Consider the following 16,200-nt stretch of genomic DNA (forward strand, 5'->3'; position numbering starts at 1 on the left):
GGAGGCGCGGGTCGGCGCCGACCCGCGCCTCCAGGCCGACAGGCGGGCACGTCACCAGCGCGAGGCGGGAGTGCGACGGCGAGGCGTTGTCGGGCGCTGCCGGGGCGCGGCTGCCAGGATGGACGGAACGACCGTGCAGGCGCGCGACCGACCGATGGGAATCCCCGATGACGAACGACGACCGGAGCAACGAGGACCGGACCGGCGACGGCCAGGTGCCGAACTGGGGCGAAGCGCCGCAGCAGCCAGCCTCCGCCGCCGCCGACGAGCCGCGCTACGGCGAGCGCAGCGCGCAGGACGCACCCCGCTACGGCGAGCGCGCCCCCGAGGGCGAGACGTCGCAGTACGGGCAGCAGCAGTACGGGTCCACCCAGTACGGCGAGCAGCAGGGGCAGTACGGGCAGCAGCCCGCGGCATCCTGGGGCGACCAGCACCAGACGCAGCAGCCCTACGCCGCCTCGTCGGCCCCGACGAGCGCCGGGGCCCCCGCGTGGCAGGGCTACGAGGAACCGAAGCGCAAGAAGAAGACCGTGGGGGTCGTGGCGTTCATCGTCGCGCTGCTCGCACTCGCGCTCGCCGTGGTCGCCGGCATCGTCTTCGGGAACGCGTTCGGCGGCAGCTCCGCGATCCGCGACTCGCTCCTCGACGGCTCGGCGGCGACCGAGTCCGGGCAGCGTGACCTCCAGCAGCAGCTGATGGACGACCCGAACATGCTCACGAGCAGTGCGGGGGGCGGCATCGCAGCGATCATCGGCACCGTCCTCGGCCTCTGGGCGATCGTGCAGGGCATCATCGCGATCATCACGAAGCGCGGCCGGGCCTTCGGCGTCGTCGCGCTGATCGTCGCGGTCGTCGCACCGATCGCGCTCTACATCGTGTTCGCCGTGGTGCTCGGCACGCAGCTGGCCTGACAGCCGATCTCCTCCGGACGGCCCATCGTGCACCAGCACGGCGGGCCGTCGGTGTTCTCCGAACGACGCGTGACCCCCGTGCGCGTGGCACCGCTCGCTCTCGGGGCGGCGCGGCTACCCTCGAACCGATGTCCCTCCCGCCCGACGACCGCCAGCAGCCCGACCGCCTCGACCGCGCTCGGGAACCCCGTCATGCCGCGCCCGTGACGGCCGGTGTCAGCCCGGGCAGCACGTTCGCCCCGATCAGCCTCCGTCCCGCCGTGGACGCCGACGCGATCCAGCAGCGCCTGCGCGACCTCGGGCAGAGCCGCAGCACCGACGCGCTCGCCGAACGCGCCGAGCTCCTCCGGCTGCTCGGCCGGCTCGACGAAGCCCTGGTCATCGCGGAGGAGGTCTTCCGCCTGACGATGTTCACGGGTGAGCGTGCGGACAAGGTGGCCGCTCGCATCCGCCGCGCGCACGTCCTGCACGACCTCGGTCGCTACGAGCGTGCCGCCACCGAGTCGGCGCTCGCACGGGACACCGCCCGGACCGAGGAGTGGCCGGAGCTCGAGGGCGCGGCAGCCGAGCTCGAGGGCTGGTCGCTGTTCGAGCTCTCGCGGTTCGACGAGGCCCGTTCGGCACTGTCGCGGGCGTACCAGGCCTTCCGGAAGGCCGGCGCCCCCTCCGAACGCACCGAGGCACTGCGGACCGCTGTCGAGGCCGCGCTCCGCGCCTCCGTGTCGCAGCCGAAGCCCGCCGAGGACCGGCCTCGCACCGCCCGGGACATCGCCGCACGGCGTTCCGACGAGGACGAGCCCACGACGCGGGTCGCCGAGCCGGTGAAGCAGGTGCCGCCGATCCGTCGCCGGGTGCTGGGTGCGCCGGACGCCGCGCGCACCGAAGCCGACGACCTGTGGGGCCGCATCGCCGCCCGCGCAGCGCAGAAGGGCCAGGCCGGCCGGGACGAACCGGACGACGACGGCCGGTGACCACCGAGGCGACTGCGTCGGACCGGGCCGAGCAGGCGCGGCTTGCACGGCAGGAACGACAGGCGACGCTCGAGTCCGTCCGCGCCCGCGCCGAGCAGCTCATGACGGCGCACCTCGGCGCCCGTACGTGGTCGTTCGACTTCGACCACGCCAAGACCCGCGCCGGGCAGTGCGACTTCGCCCGCAGACGCATCACGGTGAGTCGGCACCTGGCCGTCCGGTTCTCCGAGGCCGACGTCGACCAGGTCCTGCTGCACGAGATCGCTCACGCGCTCGCCGGTGCCCGTGCCGCCCACGGCCCGACGTGGCGACGGACGGCCAAGGCCCTCGGGTACACGGGCTCGCGGCTCCACGACGGACCGGTGGCGAGCGAACTCGCACCCTGGGTCGGCACCTGCCCGGCGGGCCACGAGCACTTCCGGTACCGCACCCCCACCCGGCCCCTGGCGTGCGCGCGGTGCGCCCGACGGTTCGATGCCCGGAACGTCATCACGTGGACCCGACGAACGGACCAGGAGCGCTCGGCTACCGCATGATCCGCCCTCGGCGAGGAGGCGCGCCGGTAACCCGTTAGCCTGGGCGGATGCACACGGGGCAGCACATCCGCACGGACGCCGGTTCCACCTGGTTCTTCGACGCCGGACGGATCGCCCTCGACTTCGCCCACACCGGCGGGTTCGCCGACGATCCGGACGGTCGACGCCCCCGAGCGCAGCTCGGCGAGCTCCTGATGACGCCGGCCGACCTGGACGAGTGGTTGACCGACCACACCGAGCCGATCGACGTCGGCGCCGCGGCGCGCGAGCTGCAGGACGCCCGTGCGCTCCGCGCTGCGATCGCCCGCCTGGCGGTCGCTGCGGCACCCGCACCGGCGTCGACCGCGGCGGAGCGCACCGCCGTCGCCGCAGGCCTGCGCGCCGGGACCGGCCGGACGCGCCCCGCGCCCGACGACATCGACACCGTCAACCTGTTCGCCGCCCTGCCGGACGTGCCCCCGAGCCTCCCGGGTGGCCGCCGCCGAGCCGGAGCGAACCGCGTGCGGCTCGCACAGGCGCTCTCGAGCGTCGCGCGCGACGCGGTCTCGCTGTTCACCGAGGTCGGCTTCGACGACGTCGCGGCGGACGGCCAACCGACCAGGCTGAGCCGCTGCTCGGCCGAGGACTGTGGCCTCGTGTTCTACGACTCCTCGCGCGGCGGGACCCGGCGGTGGTGCTCGATGCAGCGCTGCGGGAACCGGGCGAAGGTGCGGGCGCACCGGGCCCGGCGCGCGTCCGCCTGAGCACACGGCCGCGGTGCCTCCGAAACCAAGGATTCGGTACACCGAATCCTCTGGCATGCTGGGCTGCATGACCGAGACCGCTGCACCGCCGCGCGCGCCCGAACGCACTCCGCGCCGACGCGGAGCCGGCCTCACCTTGCTCGGCCCGGCGTTCGTCGCCGCCATCGCCTACGTCGACCCGGGCAACGTCGCCGCGAACCTGACGGCCGGGGCGAAGTACGGCTACCTGCTCCTGTGGGTGCTCGTCGCCGCGAACGCCAGCGCGGTCGTCGTGCAGTACCTCTCCGCGAAGCTCGGCGTCGTCACCGGCAAGTCCCTGCCGGAACACCTCGGGCTGCGGATGAAGCGCACGCCACGGCTGCTGTTCTGGGCGCAGGCGGAGATCGTGGCCGCGGCGACCGACATCGCCGAGGTGATCGGCGGCGCGCTCGCCCTGCACCTGCTGTTCGGGCTGCCGCTGGTGGCGGGCGGGCTCATCACCGGCGTGGTGTCGATGGCGATCCTCACGCTCCAGAGCCACCGCGGCACCCGGACCTTCGAGACCGTGGTCACGGCGATGCTCGCGATCCTCACCGTCGGGTTCTGCGCGGGCCTGCTCTTCGCCCAGGTGTCACCTGGTGACCTCGTCGCCGGACTCGTCCCGCGATTCGAGGGGTCCGAGTCCGTGATGCTCGCCGCGTCGATGCTCGGCGCGACCGTGATGCCGCACGCGGTGTACCTGCACTCGGCGCTCGCGCGTGACCGCCACGGGGACGTCCCCGCCGGGCCGGAGCGTCGGCGGGTGCTCGTCGCCACACGGTGGGACGTCGCGCTGGCGCTCATCGTCGCCGGCGGCGTGAACATCTGCATGCTCGTGCTCGCCGCGGCCACGCTGCCGGGGGTCGCCGGGACCGACTCGATCCCCGGGGCACAGCGCGCGATCGCGGAGCACGTCGGCCCGGTCGTCGGGGTGCTCTTCGCGGTGGGGCTGCTGGCGTCCGGGCTCGCGTCCACCTCGGTGGGCTGCATGGCCGGTGCGGAGATCATGCGGGGGCTGCTGCACGTGCGGATCCCGCTCCTCGCCCGACGGGTGGTGACGCTGGTGCCGGCGATCGTCCTGCTCGCGGTGAACGCCGACGCGACGATGCTGCTCGTCGTGAGCCAGGTGGTGCTGAGCTTCGGGATCGCCTTCGCGATCGTGCCGTTGGTCGTCTACACCTCGCGACGGAGCGTGATGGGCGACGACGTCAACGCGATGACCACCCGCGTGGTGGCGGGGGTCATCGCGTTGGTGATCGTCGCGCTCAACGTCGCGCTCATCGTGCTGACGGTGGCCGGCTGACGCAGGCTGGCTGGGGCCGCTGCCGCTGTGCCGCCGTGGCGCCGTGGCGCCGTGGCGCCGTCGCATCAGTCGACGACGCGGACACCCTTCCAGAACGCCACGTAGCCGCTGTAGTCCTTGCCGACGCGGTCGAACGACGACGGGATGGGCGTCGGGTACGACCACGCGTTGTCCTGCAGCGCCTGCCCGTCCACGTTCACGGTGAAGTACTGCGTGTCGCCCTTCCACGGGCAGTGGTACTGGGTGGGGCTCTCGGTGAACAGCTCGGACTTCACGCTCGACGGCGGGAAGTACCAGTTGCCCTCGATCTGGATGAGGTCCTCCTGCGGGGCCTCGGCGATCACGGTGTCTCCGACGACTGCCTTCATGGCTGCTCCTTCGCTTGCTCTTCGGGTGTCGTCCGGAACGCTACGCGCGCGAGGTCGATTCCCGCAGGGTGACGAGGCCGTCCTGCGCGGCGAGCGCTGCGTGCACGTCGGAGGGCTCGAGGGCGGTCGCCGACTCCGACGCGCTGACGAGGTGCTTCACCGCACGACGGAGTCCCGTGTACGCCGCACAGGCCGCTGCCGCCTCGGGCGAGGTGTGGTCGATCCCGACCTCGGTGAGCGCGTCGACGACGGCCCCGGCTGCCAGCAGGTCCTCGACGGCGAAGTCCGGTGCGTCCGGCATGTCGGCGGCTTCGCCCGCCGCCTCGGCCGCGTCGTCGGCGGGTGCATGGTGGCGTCCGGCTGCGACGATCGCGACGACGCACCGGTCGCCGCGTTCGGCCTGGAGGCGCGTCACACGCACGGCGATCGCGGTCGCGTTGCCGAGGTGGCCGAGAACCACCTCCGGACCGTCCGGCAGCTGCGCGGCGAGGGAGCGCAACGCTCGCTGGCGCTCGCGCTCGGTCACGCCCGCGGAGCCCGGCAGCGCGTCGACCCACACGAGCAGGTGGGCGTCCGGGGCGATGCGTCCGGCGCCGCCGGTGCCCCATGCGAAGCGGACCTGGTACTTCTGCTGCGTGCGTGCTGCCACCCGATCCACGATAGCCGCCGGGAGGACCCTGACCTTTTCCACAGGTGACCCTCCCGCGGGGTTCCCGTCGGGGCGGCGACCATAGGATCGGGTGCCATGGAGATCGCCCCCGCACCCACCCTGACCGGCGACCGCGTGACACTCGAGCCCCTCGGGGCGGAGCACGCGGACGACCTCCGGGCGGCGGTCGCGGACGGTGATCTGTGGCGCACCTGGTACACCTCGATCCCCGCTCCGGCGCAGGTCGACGACGAGATCGAGCGCCGTCTGGCGGAGCACGCCGCTGGCCGGATGGTGCCGTTCGCGGTGCGTGACCGACCGACCGGCCGCGTCGTGGGCGCCACGACCTTCATGAACGTCGACACCGCGAACCGCCGCGTCGAGATCGGCAGCACGTTCCTCGCCCGGTCGGCGCAGCGCTCCGGGATCAACACCGAGTCGAAGCTGCTCATGCTGTCGCACGCGTTCGACGTCTGGCAGTGCATCGCGGTCGAGTTCCGGACGCACTGGCACAACCTGCAGTCCCGGACGGCGATCGCCGCGCTCGGCGCAAAGCAGGACGGCGTCCTCCGGAACCACGCCATCGGCCGCGACGGCACCCTGCGCGACACCGTCGTCTTCTCGGTCATCGCGTCGGAGTGGCCCGCGGTCCGGCTGTCGCTGACCGAACGGCTCCGTCGGCACGACCGGGCAGAGGGCGCACGACGCCGCTCCGCCCGGCACGCCTGATCCGCGTCCGAGCAGTTCCGGTTCAGGCGCCGCCGGTGCGGACGGTGCGGCCGTTCAGTGGCTGCGTCGGCCGGTCGTTCCCCTCGTGCGCCTCGGTGAGGGCGTCGACCTGGTCCTGCCCGAGTTCGACCGGGGTGGCGAGGACGACCCACCGCACGCCCTCGGTGCACGGGGGCGTGGTGAGCGAGCCCTCGTAGCTCCAGTACGAGCGCTCGGCCGGGAGCATCTTGCGGAGGTCGACCGTCGCCGGCCGTGCCGCGTCCCCGTGCGCTCCGCGGACGTACTCGTCGAAGGCCGGGTTGCCCGCGCCGATCGTGGCGAACACCCCGACGACGAGCAGGTTGCCGTCGCCGTCGGCGTGGACGAAGTGCAGCTCGATCGGCGAGCGCTTCCCCTCGACCGTGTGCTCGGAGCCCGCGTGGAAGTGCATCTGCTGCAGGTGGTAGTCGACGCCGTCGACGACCGTCGTCTCGCCGTCACCGACGGTCAGCTGCACGGTGTGGCCGTTGTCGGCCGTCGTGCCCTCGACCACGGCGTCGGGGACGCTGAGGTCGATCGGCGCACCGGATCCGAGCCGTGGCAGGTCGATCGGGGACTGGCGCTGCCCGGCCCCGCACACGGCGTTCTCGTCCGAGAGCCCGGCCCAGTGCGAAGGCCCGTCGCCACCCTCGTACCCCCAGTGGGCTGCAGTCGGGGTCGGGGCGGCGGTCGTCGCGGTCTGCGTGGCACAGCCGGCGAGCGCGAGGGTCGAGAGGGCGAGGACGGGGAGGACGCGAGAGGAGCGGCGCATTCCAAACATATTACATTTCACGGAGCGGTGGAAAGTCGCCAGCCCGCCGGAGTAGCGTCCACGCCATGCACGTCGGCCTCCGGATCGTCCTCGACGCGCCGGTCGACGCCGTGCGCGATGCCCTGCTGTCCCCGGCCGTGATGGTCGCCGTGACGAAACCGTTCCTCGTGTACCGGTCCCGCGACCCTCAGGGCTTCCCCCCTCGATGGGTCCCCGGCGAGCCGCACCCCATCACGGCGAGCGCCTTCGGGGTCGTCCCGAGCGGCGACACCCACGTGGACCTCGACCTCTACGAGGTGCAGGGCGTCCCCGTGCAGCGGGACAACGGTGGCGGGGTCACCGGCCTCTTCGGACGCATGACCATGCAGCACCGGATGGCCGTCCGCCCCACCCCCGACGGACGGACCCTGCTCGTCGACCGACTGAGCTACCGGATGCGCCCGGCCGTGCTCGGTGCCCTGCTGTGGCCCGGGATGTGGGTGATCTGGCAGTGGCGAGCACTGCGGATGCGGTCGATGGCACCCCAGTGGCGGCGACACCGCCGGGCCGCCGCCTGACCCCACCGGCGTCTCCCTAGGATGTCGGGATGCACACCGCCGCGTCCCACCGGCCCGCCGCCGAGGTCGAACAGGCACTGTTCGCGTTGAACGACGGCACCCACCCGTTCGAGGTGGTCCGGAACGGCCAGCGGATCGAAGCCGTCTGGCGACACGGCGCCCGTGGCCCCGGGGTCGTGTTCGGCTCCGTCGAGTGGCGGTACCGCGTGACCCTGCTGGGCGAGTCCGGCCAGTACAAGGACAGCGTCTTCGCGAAGAACTTCGACGACGACAACACCTACTTCGACTTCCGGTCGACGGACGTCAGCCGCCCGGTCAAGGCCGTCCTCGCAGAGCACGGGTGGACCCACCGGCCGAACGCCTTCAGCCGGTTCTTCCGGGGCCTGCTCGGCCGCTGATCGGTCGCCGGCTGCCCGTCGGGCGTCCCGAGCCTCCCTCAGGTACAATCATCGGCGTCGGTCCACGCTCGCACTGTCGGCCGACATCGTCACGGAGGGGGACATCCGATGAGCAGGTACGCGATCGATCCAGGCGGCGTCTCGAGCGTCCTGACCGGGGTGGACGGCGACCTCGAGAAGCTCACGACCGCCGACGCCGCGGTGCTGGCAGCAGCCGAAGCGGCGTTGTCCGCGGTCGGCAGCTCGCGCGCGCGGCCCGGACTCGAGCGGCTACTGGACGACTTCCGGAACGTCGTGCCGAACCTGCACGAGCGGATCACGGCCGCGCACGTCGCCGCGACGTCGGCCACGCAGGCCTACGTCGACGCGGACGAGGAGATGGCCGCGAAGACCCCCTCCGCGGACGACGCGGGCTCCGGACGGTGAGCGCCGCCCTCGTCGACGCCGGGGCCTTCCCGACGATCGACGCCGACGCCGAGGGGCTGCGCGCCGCCGCGAAGGACATGCGGTCGAGCGCGAAGACCGTCCACACCGTCACCGACGCCATCGACCGCACCTGGAACGGCCTCGGGCTGTACTACCTCGCGCAGGAGACGGAGCAGCTCCTCGGCGCGACCCTGGCCCCGAAGTGGCAGGCCGCTGCGCTCGCCGAGGCGTTCGACCGGGCCGCGACCGCTCTCGAGACGTTCGCCGACGCCGTCGAGACGGCGAAGAAGGCGCTCGCGGGCGCCGAGACCGCAGCCGCGGCGCTCCGCTCGGACGTCCGCACGTCGGCGTCCTCGGACGCTGCATACGACTGGCACGACGACCCCGCCGTGTCGGTGAAGAACGCGATGATCGAGACCTCCGTGCTGCTCGCGGCGATGCAGTACGACACCGCCGCGAAGGCGTGTTCGACGACGCTCGACGGCATCGCCCGGGACACCGCCCCGGACCACGCGACCGGTTCGTCCTCCGCGCACGGGTGGCAGACGGACACCGGTGCCTCCGCGTCGGCCGACGGGCACGACGCCGAGGCAGAGGCGCACGCTCGGGCAGGTGTCGGCGCCGAGGCCGAGGGGTCGGCCTCGAAGGACGGCGTCGGATCGGCGAGCGGGAAGTCGTCCGCCTGGGCCGGCGTCGGTGCCGACAGCAGCGCCGGAGCGCACCAGGACGGCGACGGCGTCTCCGCCGACGCGAAGGCTGAGGCCAAGGCCGGGGCCGAGGCCCACGCGGAAGGCCACGCCGAGGGGAACGGCATCAGCCTGGACGGGATCGCCGACGCGTTCGCGGGCATCATGCTCTCCGGAACGGCCGCGCTGAGCGCCAACAAGTACACCGGCGTGCACGGCAAGGTCGGTGTCGAGGGGTTCGCCGGGGCGAAGGCGGACGGCAGCGTCTCGCAGGAGAACGGCTTCAACGGCACGGCGATCGACGGCAACGCCCGCGCCGGAGCGGGCGTCGGCGCGGACGCCCAGTTCGACGCGGGACCGCAGGGCGTCGGCGCGAAGGCCGGCGTCGAGGGGTTCGCCGGGGCCGACGCCGGCGCCACGCTGCACCGCTCCTTCATGGGCATCGACGTCGGCATCGGCGCCAAGGCCAAGGTCGGCGCCGGCGGTGACGCGAACGTCGGACTCGTCGTCACGCCGGAGGACATCGCGTTCGACGGCAAGCTCGGCGCCGCCCTCGGTCTCGGCGCAGGGGCCAACGTCAGCATCGACATCGACCCGGAGGAGTTCGTGAAGGACCTCCAGTCCGTCCTCCCCTTCTGACCGTGCAGGAGCACCTCGTGACCACAGTCCGATCCGACACCCCGCCCTTCGTCCCGACCCCCGTCGTGCGTCTCGACGTCCCCGCGGGGTGGGAGCCGCTCGTGCTCCCCGACGCGCTCGTCGCCGTGGCCGAGACCGAGCAGCAGGGCCCGTTCCGCGCCAACGTCGTCGTCACCGTCCGTCGGATCGCGACGACCGCGGACGGCAGTGCGGCGCTGTCGCTCGCCGTCGAGCAGAACACCGCCGCGCTCGAGGCAGCAGAGCGCTGGGCCGAGCTGGGATCGGAGTACCGCACGGTGCTCGGTCTCGACGGCTACCGGGTCGAGGGCGCGTTCGTGATGCCCGGCGTGGGCACGGTCTTCCAGGCCCTGCAGCTCGCCACGATCGACCACGGGGCCGTGGCCGACGTCATCGCCCTCACGGCGACGTGCGGCGCGGACGAGGGCGAGCGACTCGTGCCGGTCCTGCGGTCGGTGCTGGAGTCAGCCCGACTGCACTGACCGGAGCGTGCACTGACCGGAGCGCTCAGTTCTTCGGCTCGTCGGCGACCTCGACGTGCACGGAGTACTTCGAGCCGGAGACGTCGCGCACCTCGACGGTCGCGTCGAACTTCGTGGCGTCCCCCGCTGCACCGATGTCGCAGTGCACGGTGTTGCCGTCCTCGAGGTCGATCGCGTCGTCGCCGCAGTCCACCTGTGGTCGCTGCCCCACGCTCTTCTCGAGCGCGTCGGCGACGACGGTCTCGAACTTCGAGGGCGAGACCGTGCTGTGCACCGACGCCGAGAACGAGCACCCGCTGGCCGCCAGGGCCACGGCCGCTCCGATCATCCCCGTCGCGAGCATCCGCCGGGAGCTCCGAGTCATGGCCATCGTCCCCTCGTTCGTGGTCATCGCGCCAGTCTGCCATGCCCAGGACGCCCCGCGGGCGTAGCCTCGTCGTGTGAGCCAGACGCAGGAGCCGGGAACCGACGACCGCGTGCACAGCACGCTCGCCACCGTGGACTGGCGGCGGATGACGTTCGACCTGTACCGCCGCGTGCGCGCGACCGGGGACCCGGAGACCGCCCACGCGATGTGGCGCGAGACGCGTGACGCGATGTTCGGGGAGCACCCGGCCAGTCCGCTCCTCGACGAGGACGCGCGCGACTTCGAGTCCCTCCCCGTGCCGGACTACGACCCCTCCTGGCGCTTCCGGGCGCGCATCGAACCGGCCGAGTCGGTCGCGATGGACGTCGAGACCGGCACCGACGGCATCGTGCACTTCGACCGGCTCGGGGTGGTCACGCTCCCCGGCGTCGGATCGCTCGACGTGTGGGCGCACGGCGGCTACGCGGGCGGGGTGTTCATCCCGGTGAAGGACGCGAGCGCCGGTAAGGCCCGCGGCACCTACGGCGGGGGCCGCTACCTGGTCGACACGATCAAGGGCGCGGACCTCGGCGGCGACGACGGGGAGATCGTCCTCGACTTCAACTTCGCGTACAACCCCTCGTGCGCGTACGACCCGGCGTGGGCCTGCCCGCTCGCGCCGCCCGGCAACACCGTCGCCGTGCCGATCCCGGTCGGCGAGCAGTACGACTTCTGACGAGCAGTCCGAGCACCACGACATCCAGGGTGGAACGCATGTCATCGACGAGTCTCGTGGCGCTGGACGCCGGCGGACGCATCCCGCCGTTCGAGCAGGTGCGGTCGCAGATCGCGGCGCAGATCACGGCCGGGTACCTGGTCGACGGGGAGCGGCTCCCGAGCGTCCGGACGCTCGCGGACGAGCTCGGGCTCGCAGCCGGCACGGTCGCGAAGGCCTACCAGCTGCTCGAGGAGTCCGGCCTGGTGCACACGGCACGCGGGGCCGGCACCCGGGTGATCCGCCCCGCCGAGGTCCCCGAGCCGGTGGCCGATGCGGCACGTGCACTCGCTGCGGCGGCACGGGCGGCCGGGTTGTCCGCCGACCAGGCCGCAGCAGCGCTCCGGGACGCCTGGCCCGCCTGACCCCGGCGCCCCGCGCTCAGCAGTGCTCGAACACGTAGTCGTCGTCCGACGGCGTGACCAGGTCGCGGTCGCGCAGGATCGTCATCGTGGGCCGGTCGTCGTCCGCGCAGACCGAGGCCCACGAGCGGTCGGTCTCGTCCGAGTACTCGACGTCGATGACGTGCTTCCCGTAGGCCTTCGTGTACGCCGAGCACTCCTGGTAGTGCACGCACTCCTCGGCGACGACGAAGTCGAACCCCGTGGTCTTCCGGCCGGAGGCCCCGAGCTGCGGGGTGTTCTTCTGCCCGACCGCGAGCCCGTGCTCGTGCCCGCCCCGGACGAGCGCCGCGGCGAGCGCGAGGTTCCCGGACCGCGTCAGCACGCCGTCCGAACGGGTCCACGAGTCGAGGTTGTCGAACTCCACCGCGTCGAAGCCCCGGTCGGCGCACCGAGCGATCGACGCCGTCAGCACCTTGACGATCTCCGCGCGCTTCGCCGGGGTGCGGGTGTCGAGGAGCATCTCGTCGGGCCACCCCGGGTCGGACACGGGATCGCCGTCGTCGTCGCGGAGCACCGCGGACGAGTGGTCGTCGAGCCAGGCGTCGGCGTCCTCGGGCTGCGTCTGGAAGCCGTTGACGTAGCAGATGCCGTACTTGCCCGGGGCCGGACGGTCGGTGCTGTCCCGCTCGACGATCGTGACGCCGCCCGGCGGGGTGTAACCACCACCGAGTTGGTAGTCGGGGATCCCCGACGTCGGCAGGTTCGCGTACGCGGCGTCCGACGTCGAGGACGACGAAGCAGGAGCGGACGACGACGGGGCCGCGGCGGCACAGCCGCTCAGGCCGATCACCGCCACGGCGACGGTCGCGACGGTGAGCAGCAGGGTCCGGTCTCGCACGATCCGATCCTCGCACGCTATGATGGAGGTACTCGAGGCGCCGATCGCCTCGTGCGTCGTACGGACGCCCCGAACTCCCGACCACGTCAGCTCGTCTGAACGGTCGATGATCGAGCACCTCCCGAAGGTGCCCAGGCTTCTCTGCTGCGGCGACTGCGCCAGCCACATCCGTTGGCGCGCATCCCGCCCGCGTGCTGCCTCAGAGCGCGCCCACAGCCGGACCACTCCGGCTCGAAAGGTCACCATGACCAACGAAGACATCCGTTTCTCCGACCTCGGCGTCCCGACCCCGATGGTCGACGTCCTCCTCGCCCAGGGCAAGGAGAACGCCTTCCCGATCCAGGCCGACACGCTCCCCGACTCCCTCCAGGGCAAGGACGTGCTCGGTCGCGGCCGCACCGGCTCCGGCAAGACGATCGCCTTCGCGATCCCGCTCGCCGCGCGCCTGGCCGCCAACCCCCGTCAGCGACGCGCCGGCCGCCCCCGTGCGCTGGTGCTCGCCCCGACCCGTGAGCTCGCGACGCAGATCGACGCGACGCTCGCCCCCCTCGCCAAGGCGATGGGCCTCACCACGACGACGATCTTCGGCGGTGTCTCGCAGGGCCGCCAGGTCGACGCGCTCCGCGGCGGCGTCGACGTGGTCGTCGCCTGCCCGGGTCGCCTCGCCGACCTCATGCAGCAGGGCCACGTGCGGCTCGACGCGATCGAGGTCACCGTCCTCGACGAGGCGGACCACATGGCCGACATGGGCTTCCTGCCCGGCGTGACGAAGATCATGCAGGCGACGCCCGAGCAGGGGCAGCGCATGCTGTTCTCCGCCACGCTCGACAACGGCGTGGACAAGCTCGTCAAGAAGTTCCTGCACAACCCGGTGATGCACTCGGTCGACGACGAGCACAGCCCCGTCGAGGCGATGACCCACCACCTGTTCGAGGTCGCCGACGCCGACGCGAAGAAGGACCTCGTCCGGACGCTCGCCTCGGGTACCGGTCGTCGCATCCTCTTCATGCGCACGAAGCACCACGCCAAGCGCCTCGCGAAGCAGCTCAGCAGCCAGGGCATCCCGGCCGTCGACCTGCAGGGCAACCTGTCGCAGGGTGCCCGTGAGCGCAACCTCGCGAAGTTCTCCTCCGGCGAGGCCCTCGTGCTCGTCGCCACCGACGTCGCCGCCCGTGGCGTGCACGTCGACCACGTCGAGCTCGTCGTGCACGTCGACCCGCCGACCGAGCACAAGGCGTACCTGCACCGCTCCGGCCGCACCGCGCGTGCGGGTTCGTCCGGCGACGTCGTCACCGTGACGACGCCGGCCGAGCGTCGCGACGTCGCGCAGATGATGCGTGCCGCAGCGATCAAGGTCACGCCGCAGCAGGTCACCGCGTCGTCGCCCGCCGTCACGTCGCTCGTCGGCGAGGTCGCTCCGGTCCGCCACGTCGCCGAGCAGCCGGTGCAGCAGCAGCGCCAGCCCAAGCAGCGCACGGGCGAGTCCGACACGGCCGGTGGCGGTCGTCGTCGTGGTCGCGGCGGTCGGACGGGAGGCGCGGCGCAGCCCGCGCGCACCGGCTCGGCCACCGGGTCCTCCGGTGCAGGGCGTCGCGGTGGCCGTGCCGCCGAGGCCAGCGTCGGCGCCTCCGCAGGCTCCGCCGGCGGTCAGCGTCGTGGGGGCGGCAGCCGCCGCGCCTCGAGCGACACCGTCCGCGGTGGCTCCGCTCCGGTCTGGTCCTCGGAGGGTGGCTACGCCGCCGGCCGTGGTGCCGGCTCCGAGTCGGGCGGTGCCCGTCGTGGTGGCTCGCGCCGCGCCTCCCGTCCGGCCGGCTCCGCCCGCTGATCCGTCGGCCCCGGCCACAACCTTGACGCTGCCTGCGAAGGCGGCGACCGCGACGGGTACGTTCTGTGTCACCGGAGGCCGCGCGAGCGGCTGATGGGGAATCGTCCGTCGTTGGAAGGAGTGCCTATGGCTGGGATCGAAGACGTCAAGAACGCCGCTGCGAAGGCAGCAGGCAAGGCCAAGGAAGCCGTCGGCAACGCGACCGACAACGACCGCCTCAAGGCCGAGGGCAAGACCGATCAGGTCAAGGCCGACACCAAGCAGGCGGGCACGGACGCGAAGGACACCGTTCACGGCGTCGCTGACAGCCTCAAGAACGACGACAAGTAAGCCGGTCCCGCACCGAGCTGCGAAGGCCCCGGATCCGAGTGGATCCGGGGCCTTCGTCGTGTGCGGGGTGCCGTGTGCGGGGTCGGGCGGGCTACATCAGGGCGCCGACCGAGGCGAGACCGGCGCGCAGGAGTGCTCCGCGGCCGCCCTCCATCTCGTCGGCGACGGCGTCGGACGCGGCTTCGGCGGGGCTCATCCAGGTGAGCTCGAGGGCGTCCTGCCGGGGCTCGCAGGTGCCGGTGACGGGGACGACGTACGCCAGGGAGATCGCGTGCTGCCGCTCGTCGGTGTACACCGAGGCGCCGGGCAGCGGGAAGTACTCGGCCACGGTGAAGGGCGTCGGGCTCGACGGCAGCTGCGGGAACGCCATCGGGCCGAGGTCCTTCTCGAGGTGTCGGAAGAGCGCGGTGCGGATCGACTCGCCGAACATCACGCGGCCGGAGACGAGCGTCCGGGCGATCGAGCCGCTCGGGGAGACGCGCAGCAGCACGCCCACCTCCGTGACGACGCCGAGGCCGTCGGTCCGGACGGGGACCGCTTCGACGTAGCAGATGGGCAGTCGACGACGGACGTTGGCGAGCTCCTCGTCGGACAGCCAGCCGGAGTCGGGGTCGGGGGTGCGCAGCGAGGACATGCACCGTGTCTACCAGGGAGTCCGGCGAGTTCGGCGCACGGCGCGGGTGTCGGGGACGGTTAGCGTGGTCCACGTGATCGATGCGGAGCTCGTGCAGTGGACCCGGCCGCCGTCGGAGCGTGCGGGGACCCCGCTGCTCGTGGCGATGCACGGGGTGGGGTCGAACGAGCGCGACCTGCTCGGTCTCGCCCCCGCGTTGCCCGCGGCGTGGACGATGGCCTCGCTCCGAGCGCCGATGCCGTGGGGGCAGGGGCACAGCTGGTACCCGCTCGGTACGCCGGGCTCCCCCGCGCTCGAGCCGGTCGACGCCGTGGTGGCGGACGTGCTCGCGTGGATCGACTCCGTCGCCGCCGACCACCCGCGGATCGGACTGCTGGGGTTCTCGCAGGGCGGCTCGATGGCGCTGCAGCTGCTGCGCGCCCGCCCGACGGGGTTCGCGTTCGCGGTGTCGTTGTCCGGCTTCGTGGTGCCCGGGGTGCCCGACGCACGTGACGAGGCCGTCGCCGCGGTCCGGCCACGGGTGTTCCTCGGGCACGGCGACCTCGACCCGGTGATCCCGGCCGAGGCCACCGCGCGGACGCAGGCGTGGGCCGCCGCCAACGCGGACGTGACCGACCGCGAGTACGCGGGGCTCCCGCACGCGGTGTCGGCAGCGGAGCTGGCGGACGTGACCGCCTTCATCGCTGCGTCGTAGCAGCTGACACCTGCGCTGACACGTTGTCGAGGGAGCAGGAATCGTCGGGTGCGCGGTGGCGACCCGACTATTCCTGCTCCCTCGATGCTGTGGTCGGGACCAGACGACGAGACGGGAGGCACGGTGCCAG

General features: G+C 72.7%; 22 protein-coding genes. 16 read left to right on the forward strand and 6 right to left on the reverse strand.

What is annotated here, in order from left to right; genetic code table 11:
• The first annotated feature begins 167 nt into the window (after positions 1-167).
• The 5 genes from BIU96_RS01885 to BIU96_RS01905 all read left to right on the forward strand — a co-directional run bounded on the left by BIU96_RS01885 (position 168) and on the right by BIU96_RS01905 (position 4,482).
• The gene (locus BIU96_RS01885; protein WP_071290922.1) at positions 168-911 is read left to right on the forward strand and encodes a hypothetical protein; all 744 of its coding nucleotides are present in this window, start codon (positions 168-170) and stop codon (positions 909-911) included.
• Between the two features lie 128 nt (positions 912-1,039).
• Entirely contained in the window at positions 1,040-1,882 is an 843-nt protein-coding gene (locus BIU96_RS01890) for a hypothetical protein (protein WP_071290923.1), read from the forward strand.
• Complete coding sequence (locus BIU96_RS01895; RefSeq protein ID WP_139199699.1) at positions 1,879-2,418, forward strand: SprT-like domain-containing protein; 540 nt, start codon at positions 1,879-1,881, stop codon at positions 2,416-2,418. Before BIU96_RS01890 ends, BIU96_RS01895 begins: the two co-directional genes overlap by 4 nt.
• A 47-nt stretch (positions 2,419-2,465) precedes the next feature.
• Complete coding sequence (locus BIU96_RS01900; RefSeq protein WP_071290924.1) at positions 2,466-3,161, forward strand: CGNR zinc finger domain-containing protein; 696 nt, start codon at positions 2,466-2,468, stop codon at positions 3,159-3,161.
• Positions 3,162-3,228: 67 nt separating this feature from the next.
• Positions 3,229-4,482: an Nramp family divalent metal transporter gene (locus BIU96_RS01905; RefSeq protein WP_071291067.1), complete on the forward strand. Its 1,254-nt coding sequence runs from the start codon at positions 3,229-3,231 to the stop codon at positions 4,480-4,482.
• Between the two features lie 65 nt (positions 4,483-4,547).
• On the opposite strand, the gene BIU96_RS01910 is transcribed toward BIU96_RS01905, so the two are convergent.
• Together BIU96_RS01910 and BIU96_RS01915 are read right to left on the reverse strand one after the other, a co-directional pair.
• Complete coding sequence (locus tag BIU96_RS01910) at positions 4,548-4,850, reverse strand: DUF427 domain-containing protein (RefSeq protein WP_071290925.1); 303 nt, start codon at positions 4,848-4,850, stop codon at positions 4,548-4,550.
• A 40-nt stretch (positions 4,851-4,890) separates the two neighbouring features.
• Positions 4,891-5,499, reverse strand: coding sequence for a 2-phosphosulfolactate phosphatase (locus tag BIU96_RS01915; protein ID WP_139199701.1), 609 nt, complete (start codon positions 5,497-5,499; stop codon positions 4,891-4,893).
• 96 nt (positions 5,500-5,595) lie between these two features.
• Between BIU96_RS01915 and BIU96_RS01920 the strand changes: the two genes are divergently transcribed.
• Complete coding sequence (locus tag BIU96_RS01920) at positions 5,596-6,228, forward strand: GNAT family N-acetyltransferase (protein WP_071290927.1); 633 nt, start codon at positions 5,596-5,598, stop codon at positions 6,226-6,228.
• Positions 6,229-6,250: 22 nt separating this feature from the next.
• On the opposite strand, the gene BIU96_RS01925 is transcribed toward BIU96_RS01920, so the two are convergent.
• Positions 6,251-7,018, reverse strand: a complete 768-nt coding sequence (locus tag BIU96_RS01925) for a carbonic anhydrase (RefSeq protein ID WP_071290928.1) — start codon at positions 7,016-7,018, stop codon at positions 6,251-6,253.
• A 65-nt stretch (positions 7,019-7,083) separates the two neighbouring features.
• Here BIU96_RS01925 and BIU96_RS01930 point away from each other — a divergent pair, with 65 nt between their 5' ends.
• The 5 genes from BIU96_RS01930 (at position 7,084) to BIU96_RS01950 (ending at position 10,224) form a co-directional block, all read left to right on the forward strand.
• The gene (locus BIU96_RS01930; protein ID WP_071290929.1) at positions 7,084-7,575 is read left to right on the forward strand and encodes a hypothetical protein; all 492 of its coding nucleotides are present in this window, start codon (positions 7,084-7,086) and stop codon (positions 7,573-7,575) included.
• Between the two features lie 29 nt (positions 7,576-7,604).
• Positions 7,605-7,973: a hypothetical protein gene (locus tag BIU96_RS01935; protein ID WP_071290930.1), complete on the forward strand. Its 369-nt coding sequence runs from the start codon at positions 7,605-7,607 to the stop codon at positions 7,971-7,973.
• Between the two features lie 108 nt (positions 7,974-8,081).
• Positions 8,082-8,399, forward strand: coding sequence for a DUF6507 family protein (locus tag BIU96_RS01940; RefSeq protein WP_071290931.1), 318 nt, complete (start codon positions 8,082-8,084; stop codon positions 8,397-8,399).
• On the forward strand, positions 8,396-9,724 hold the full coding sequence (locus BIU96_RS01945; protein WP_071290932.1) for a hypothetical protein: 1,329 nt from the start codon (positions 8,396-8,398) through the stop codon (positions 9,722-9,724). Before BIU96_RS01940 ends, BIU96_RS01945 begins: the two co-directional genes overlap by 4 nt.
• Before the next feature lie 17 nt (positions 9,725-9,741).
• On the forward strand, positions 9,742-10,224 hold the full coding sequence (locus tag BIU96_RS01950) for an LpqN/LpqT family lipoprotein (protein ID WP_175477432.1): 483 nt from the start codon (positions 9,742-9,744) through the stop codon (positions 10,222-10,224).
• Positions 10,225-10,249: 25 nt separating this feature from the next.
• Here BIU96_RS01950 and BIU96_RS01955 read toward each other — a convergent pair whose 3' ends face one another.
• Positions 10,250-10,615: a DUF4333 domain-containing protein gene (locus BIU96_RS01955; RefSeq protein WP_083402582.1), complete on the reverse strand. Its 366-nt coding sequence runs from the start codon at positions 10,613-10,615 to the stop codon at positions 10,250-10,252.
• A 121-nt stretch (positions 10,616-10,736) separates the two neighbouring features.
• Here BIU96_RS01955 and BIU96_RS01960 point away from each other — a divergent pair, with 121 nt between their 5' ends.
• Positions 10,737-11,306 (forward strand): DUF1684 domain-containing protein, encoded by a 570-nt coding sequence (locus BIU96_RS01960; protein WP_071291069.1) that lies wholly within the window; start codon positions 10,737-10,739, stop codon positions 11,304-11,306.
• A gap of 38 nt (positions 11,307-11,344) precedes the next feature.
• A complete protein-coding gene (locus BIU96_RS01965) occupies positions 11,345-11,710 on the forward strand; it encodes a GntR family transcriptional regulator (protein WP_071290934.1) in 366 nt (121 codons plus the stop codon).
• 16 nt (positions 11,711-11,726) lie between these two features.
• On the opposite strand, the gene BIU96_RS01970 is transcribed toward BIU96_RS01965, so the two are convergent.
• The gene (locus tag BIU96_RS01970) at positions 11,727-12,587 is read right to left on the reverse strand and encodes an endo alpha-1,4 polygalactosaminidase (RefSeq protein ID WP_071290935.1); all 861 of its coding nucleotides are present in this window, start codon (positions 12,585-12,587) and stop codon (positions 11,727-11,729) included.
• 244 nt (positions 12,588-12,831) lie between these two features.
• Between BIU96_RS01970 and BIU96_RS01975 the strand changes: the two genes are divergently transcribed.
• Both BIU96_RS01975 and BIU96_RS01980 read left to right on the forward strand, forming a co-directional pair.
• On the forward strand, positions 12,832-14,412 hold the full coding sequence (locus BIU96_RS01975; protein ID WP_071290936.1) for a DEAD/DEAH box helicase: 1,581 nt from the start codon (positions 12,832-12,834) through the stop codon (positions 14,410-14,412).
• A gap of 126 nt (positions 14,413-14,538) precedes the next feature.
• Complete coding sequence (locus tag BIU96_RS01980; RefSeq protein WP_071290937.1) at positions 14,539-14,742, forward strand: CsbD family protein; 204 nt, start codon at positions 14,539-14,541, stop codon at positions 14,740-14,742.
• Positions 14,743-14,833: 91 nt separating this feature from the next.
• Here BIU96_RS01980 and BIU96_RS01985 read toward each other — a convergent pair whose 3' ends face one another.
• Positions 14,834-15,376 (reverse strand): NUDIX hydrolase family protein, encoded by a 543-nt coding sequence (locus BIU96_RS01985; protein WP_071290938.1) that lies wholly within the window; start codon positions 15,374-15,376, stop codon positions 14,834-14,836.
• Between the two features lie 73 nt (positions 15,377-15,449).
• Between BIU96_RS01985 and BIU96_RS01990 the strand changes: the two genes are divergently transcribed.
• Complete coding sequence (locus BIU96_RS01990; RefSeq protein WP_175477433.1) at positions 15,450-16,070, forward strand: alpha/beta hydrolase; 621 nt, start codon at positions 15,450-15,452, stop codon at positions 16,068-16,070.
• The last annotated feature ends 130 nt before the right edge of the window (positions 16,071-16,200 follow it).

Source organism: Curtobacterium sp. MCBA15_008, assembly GCF_001865065.1.
GTDB lineage: Bacteria > Actinomycetota > Actinomycetes > Actinomycetales > Microbacteriaceae > Curtobacterium.

Excerpts from the sequence above, each read along its gene's own strand:
- BIU96_RS01885 (WP_071290922.1), top strand. The coding sequence starts at position 168 with ATGACGAACGACGACCGGAGCAACGAGGACCGGACCGGCGACGGCCAG.
- BIU96_RS01890 (WP_071290923.1), top strand. The coding sequence starts at position 1,040 with ATGTCCCTCCCGCCCGACGACCGCCAGCAGCCCGACCGCCTCGACCGC.
- BIU96_RS01900 (WP_071290924.1), top strand. The coding sequence starts at position 2,466 with ATGCACACGGGGCAGCACATCCGCACGGACGCCGGTTCCACCTGGTTC.
- BIU96_RS01905 (WP_071291067.1), top strand. The coding sequence starts at position 3,229 with ATGACCGAGACCGCTGCACCGCCGCGCGCGCCCGAACGCACTCCGCGC.
- BIU96_RS01910 (WP_071290925.1), bottom strand. The coding sequence starts at position 4,850 with ATGAAGGCAGTCGTCGGAGACACCGTGATCGCCGAGGCCCCGCAGGAG.
- BIU96_RS01920 (WP_071290927.1), top strand. The coding sequence starts at position 5,596 with ATGGAGATCGCCCCCGCACCCACCCTGACCGGCGACCGCGTGACACTC.
- BIU96_RS01925 (WP_071290928.1), bottom strand. The coding sequence starts at position 7,018 with ATGCGCCGCTCCTCTCGCGTCCTCCCCGTCCTCGCCCTCTCGACCCTC.
- BIU96_RS01930 (WP_071290929.1), top strand. The coding sequence starts at position 7,084 with ATGCACGTCGGCCTCCGGATCGTCCTCGACGCGCCGGTCGACGCCGTG.
- BIU96_RS01935 (WP_071290930.1), top strand. The coding sequence starts at position 7,605 with ATGCACACCGCCGCGTCCCACCGGCCCGCCGCCGAGGTCGAACAGGCA.
- BIU96_RS01940 (WP_071290931.1), top strand. The coding sequence starts at position 8,082 with ATGAGCAGGTACGCGATCGATCCAGGCGGCGTCTCGAGCGTCCTGACC.
- BIU96_RS01955 (WP_083402582.1), bottom strand. The coding sequence starts at position 10,615 with ATGACCACGAACGAGGGGACGATGGCCATGACTCGGAGCTCCCGGCGG.
- BIU96_RS01960 (WP_071291069.1), top strand. The coding sequence starts at position 10,737 with ATGACGTTCGACCTGTACCGCCGCGTGCGCGCGACCGGGGACCCGGAG.
- BIU96_RS01965 (WP_071290934.1), top strand. The coding sequence starts at position 11,345 with ATGTCATCGACGAGTCTCGTGGCGCTGGACGCCGGCGGACGCATCCCG.
- BIU96_RS01975 (WP_071290936.1), top strand. The coding sequence starts at position 12,832 with ATGACCAACGAAGACATCCGTTTCTCCGACCTCGGCGTCCCGACCCCG.
- BIU96_RS01980 (WP_071290937.1), top strand. The coding sequence starts at position 14,539 with ATGGCTGGGATCGAAGACGTCAAGAACGCCGCTGCGAAGGCAGCAGGC.
- BIU96_RS01985 (WP_071290938.1), bottom strand. The coding sequence starts at position 15,376 with ATGTCCTCGCTGCGCACCCCCGACCCCGACTCCGGCTGGCTGTCCGAC.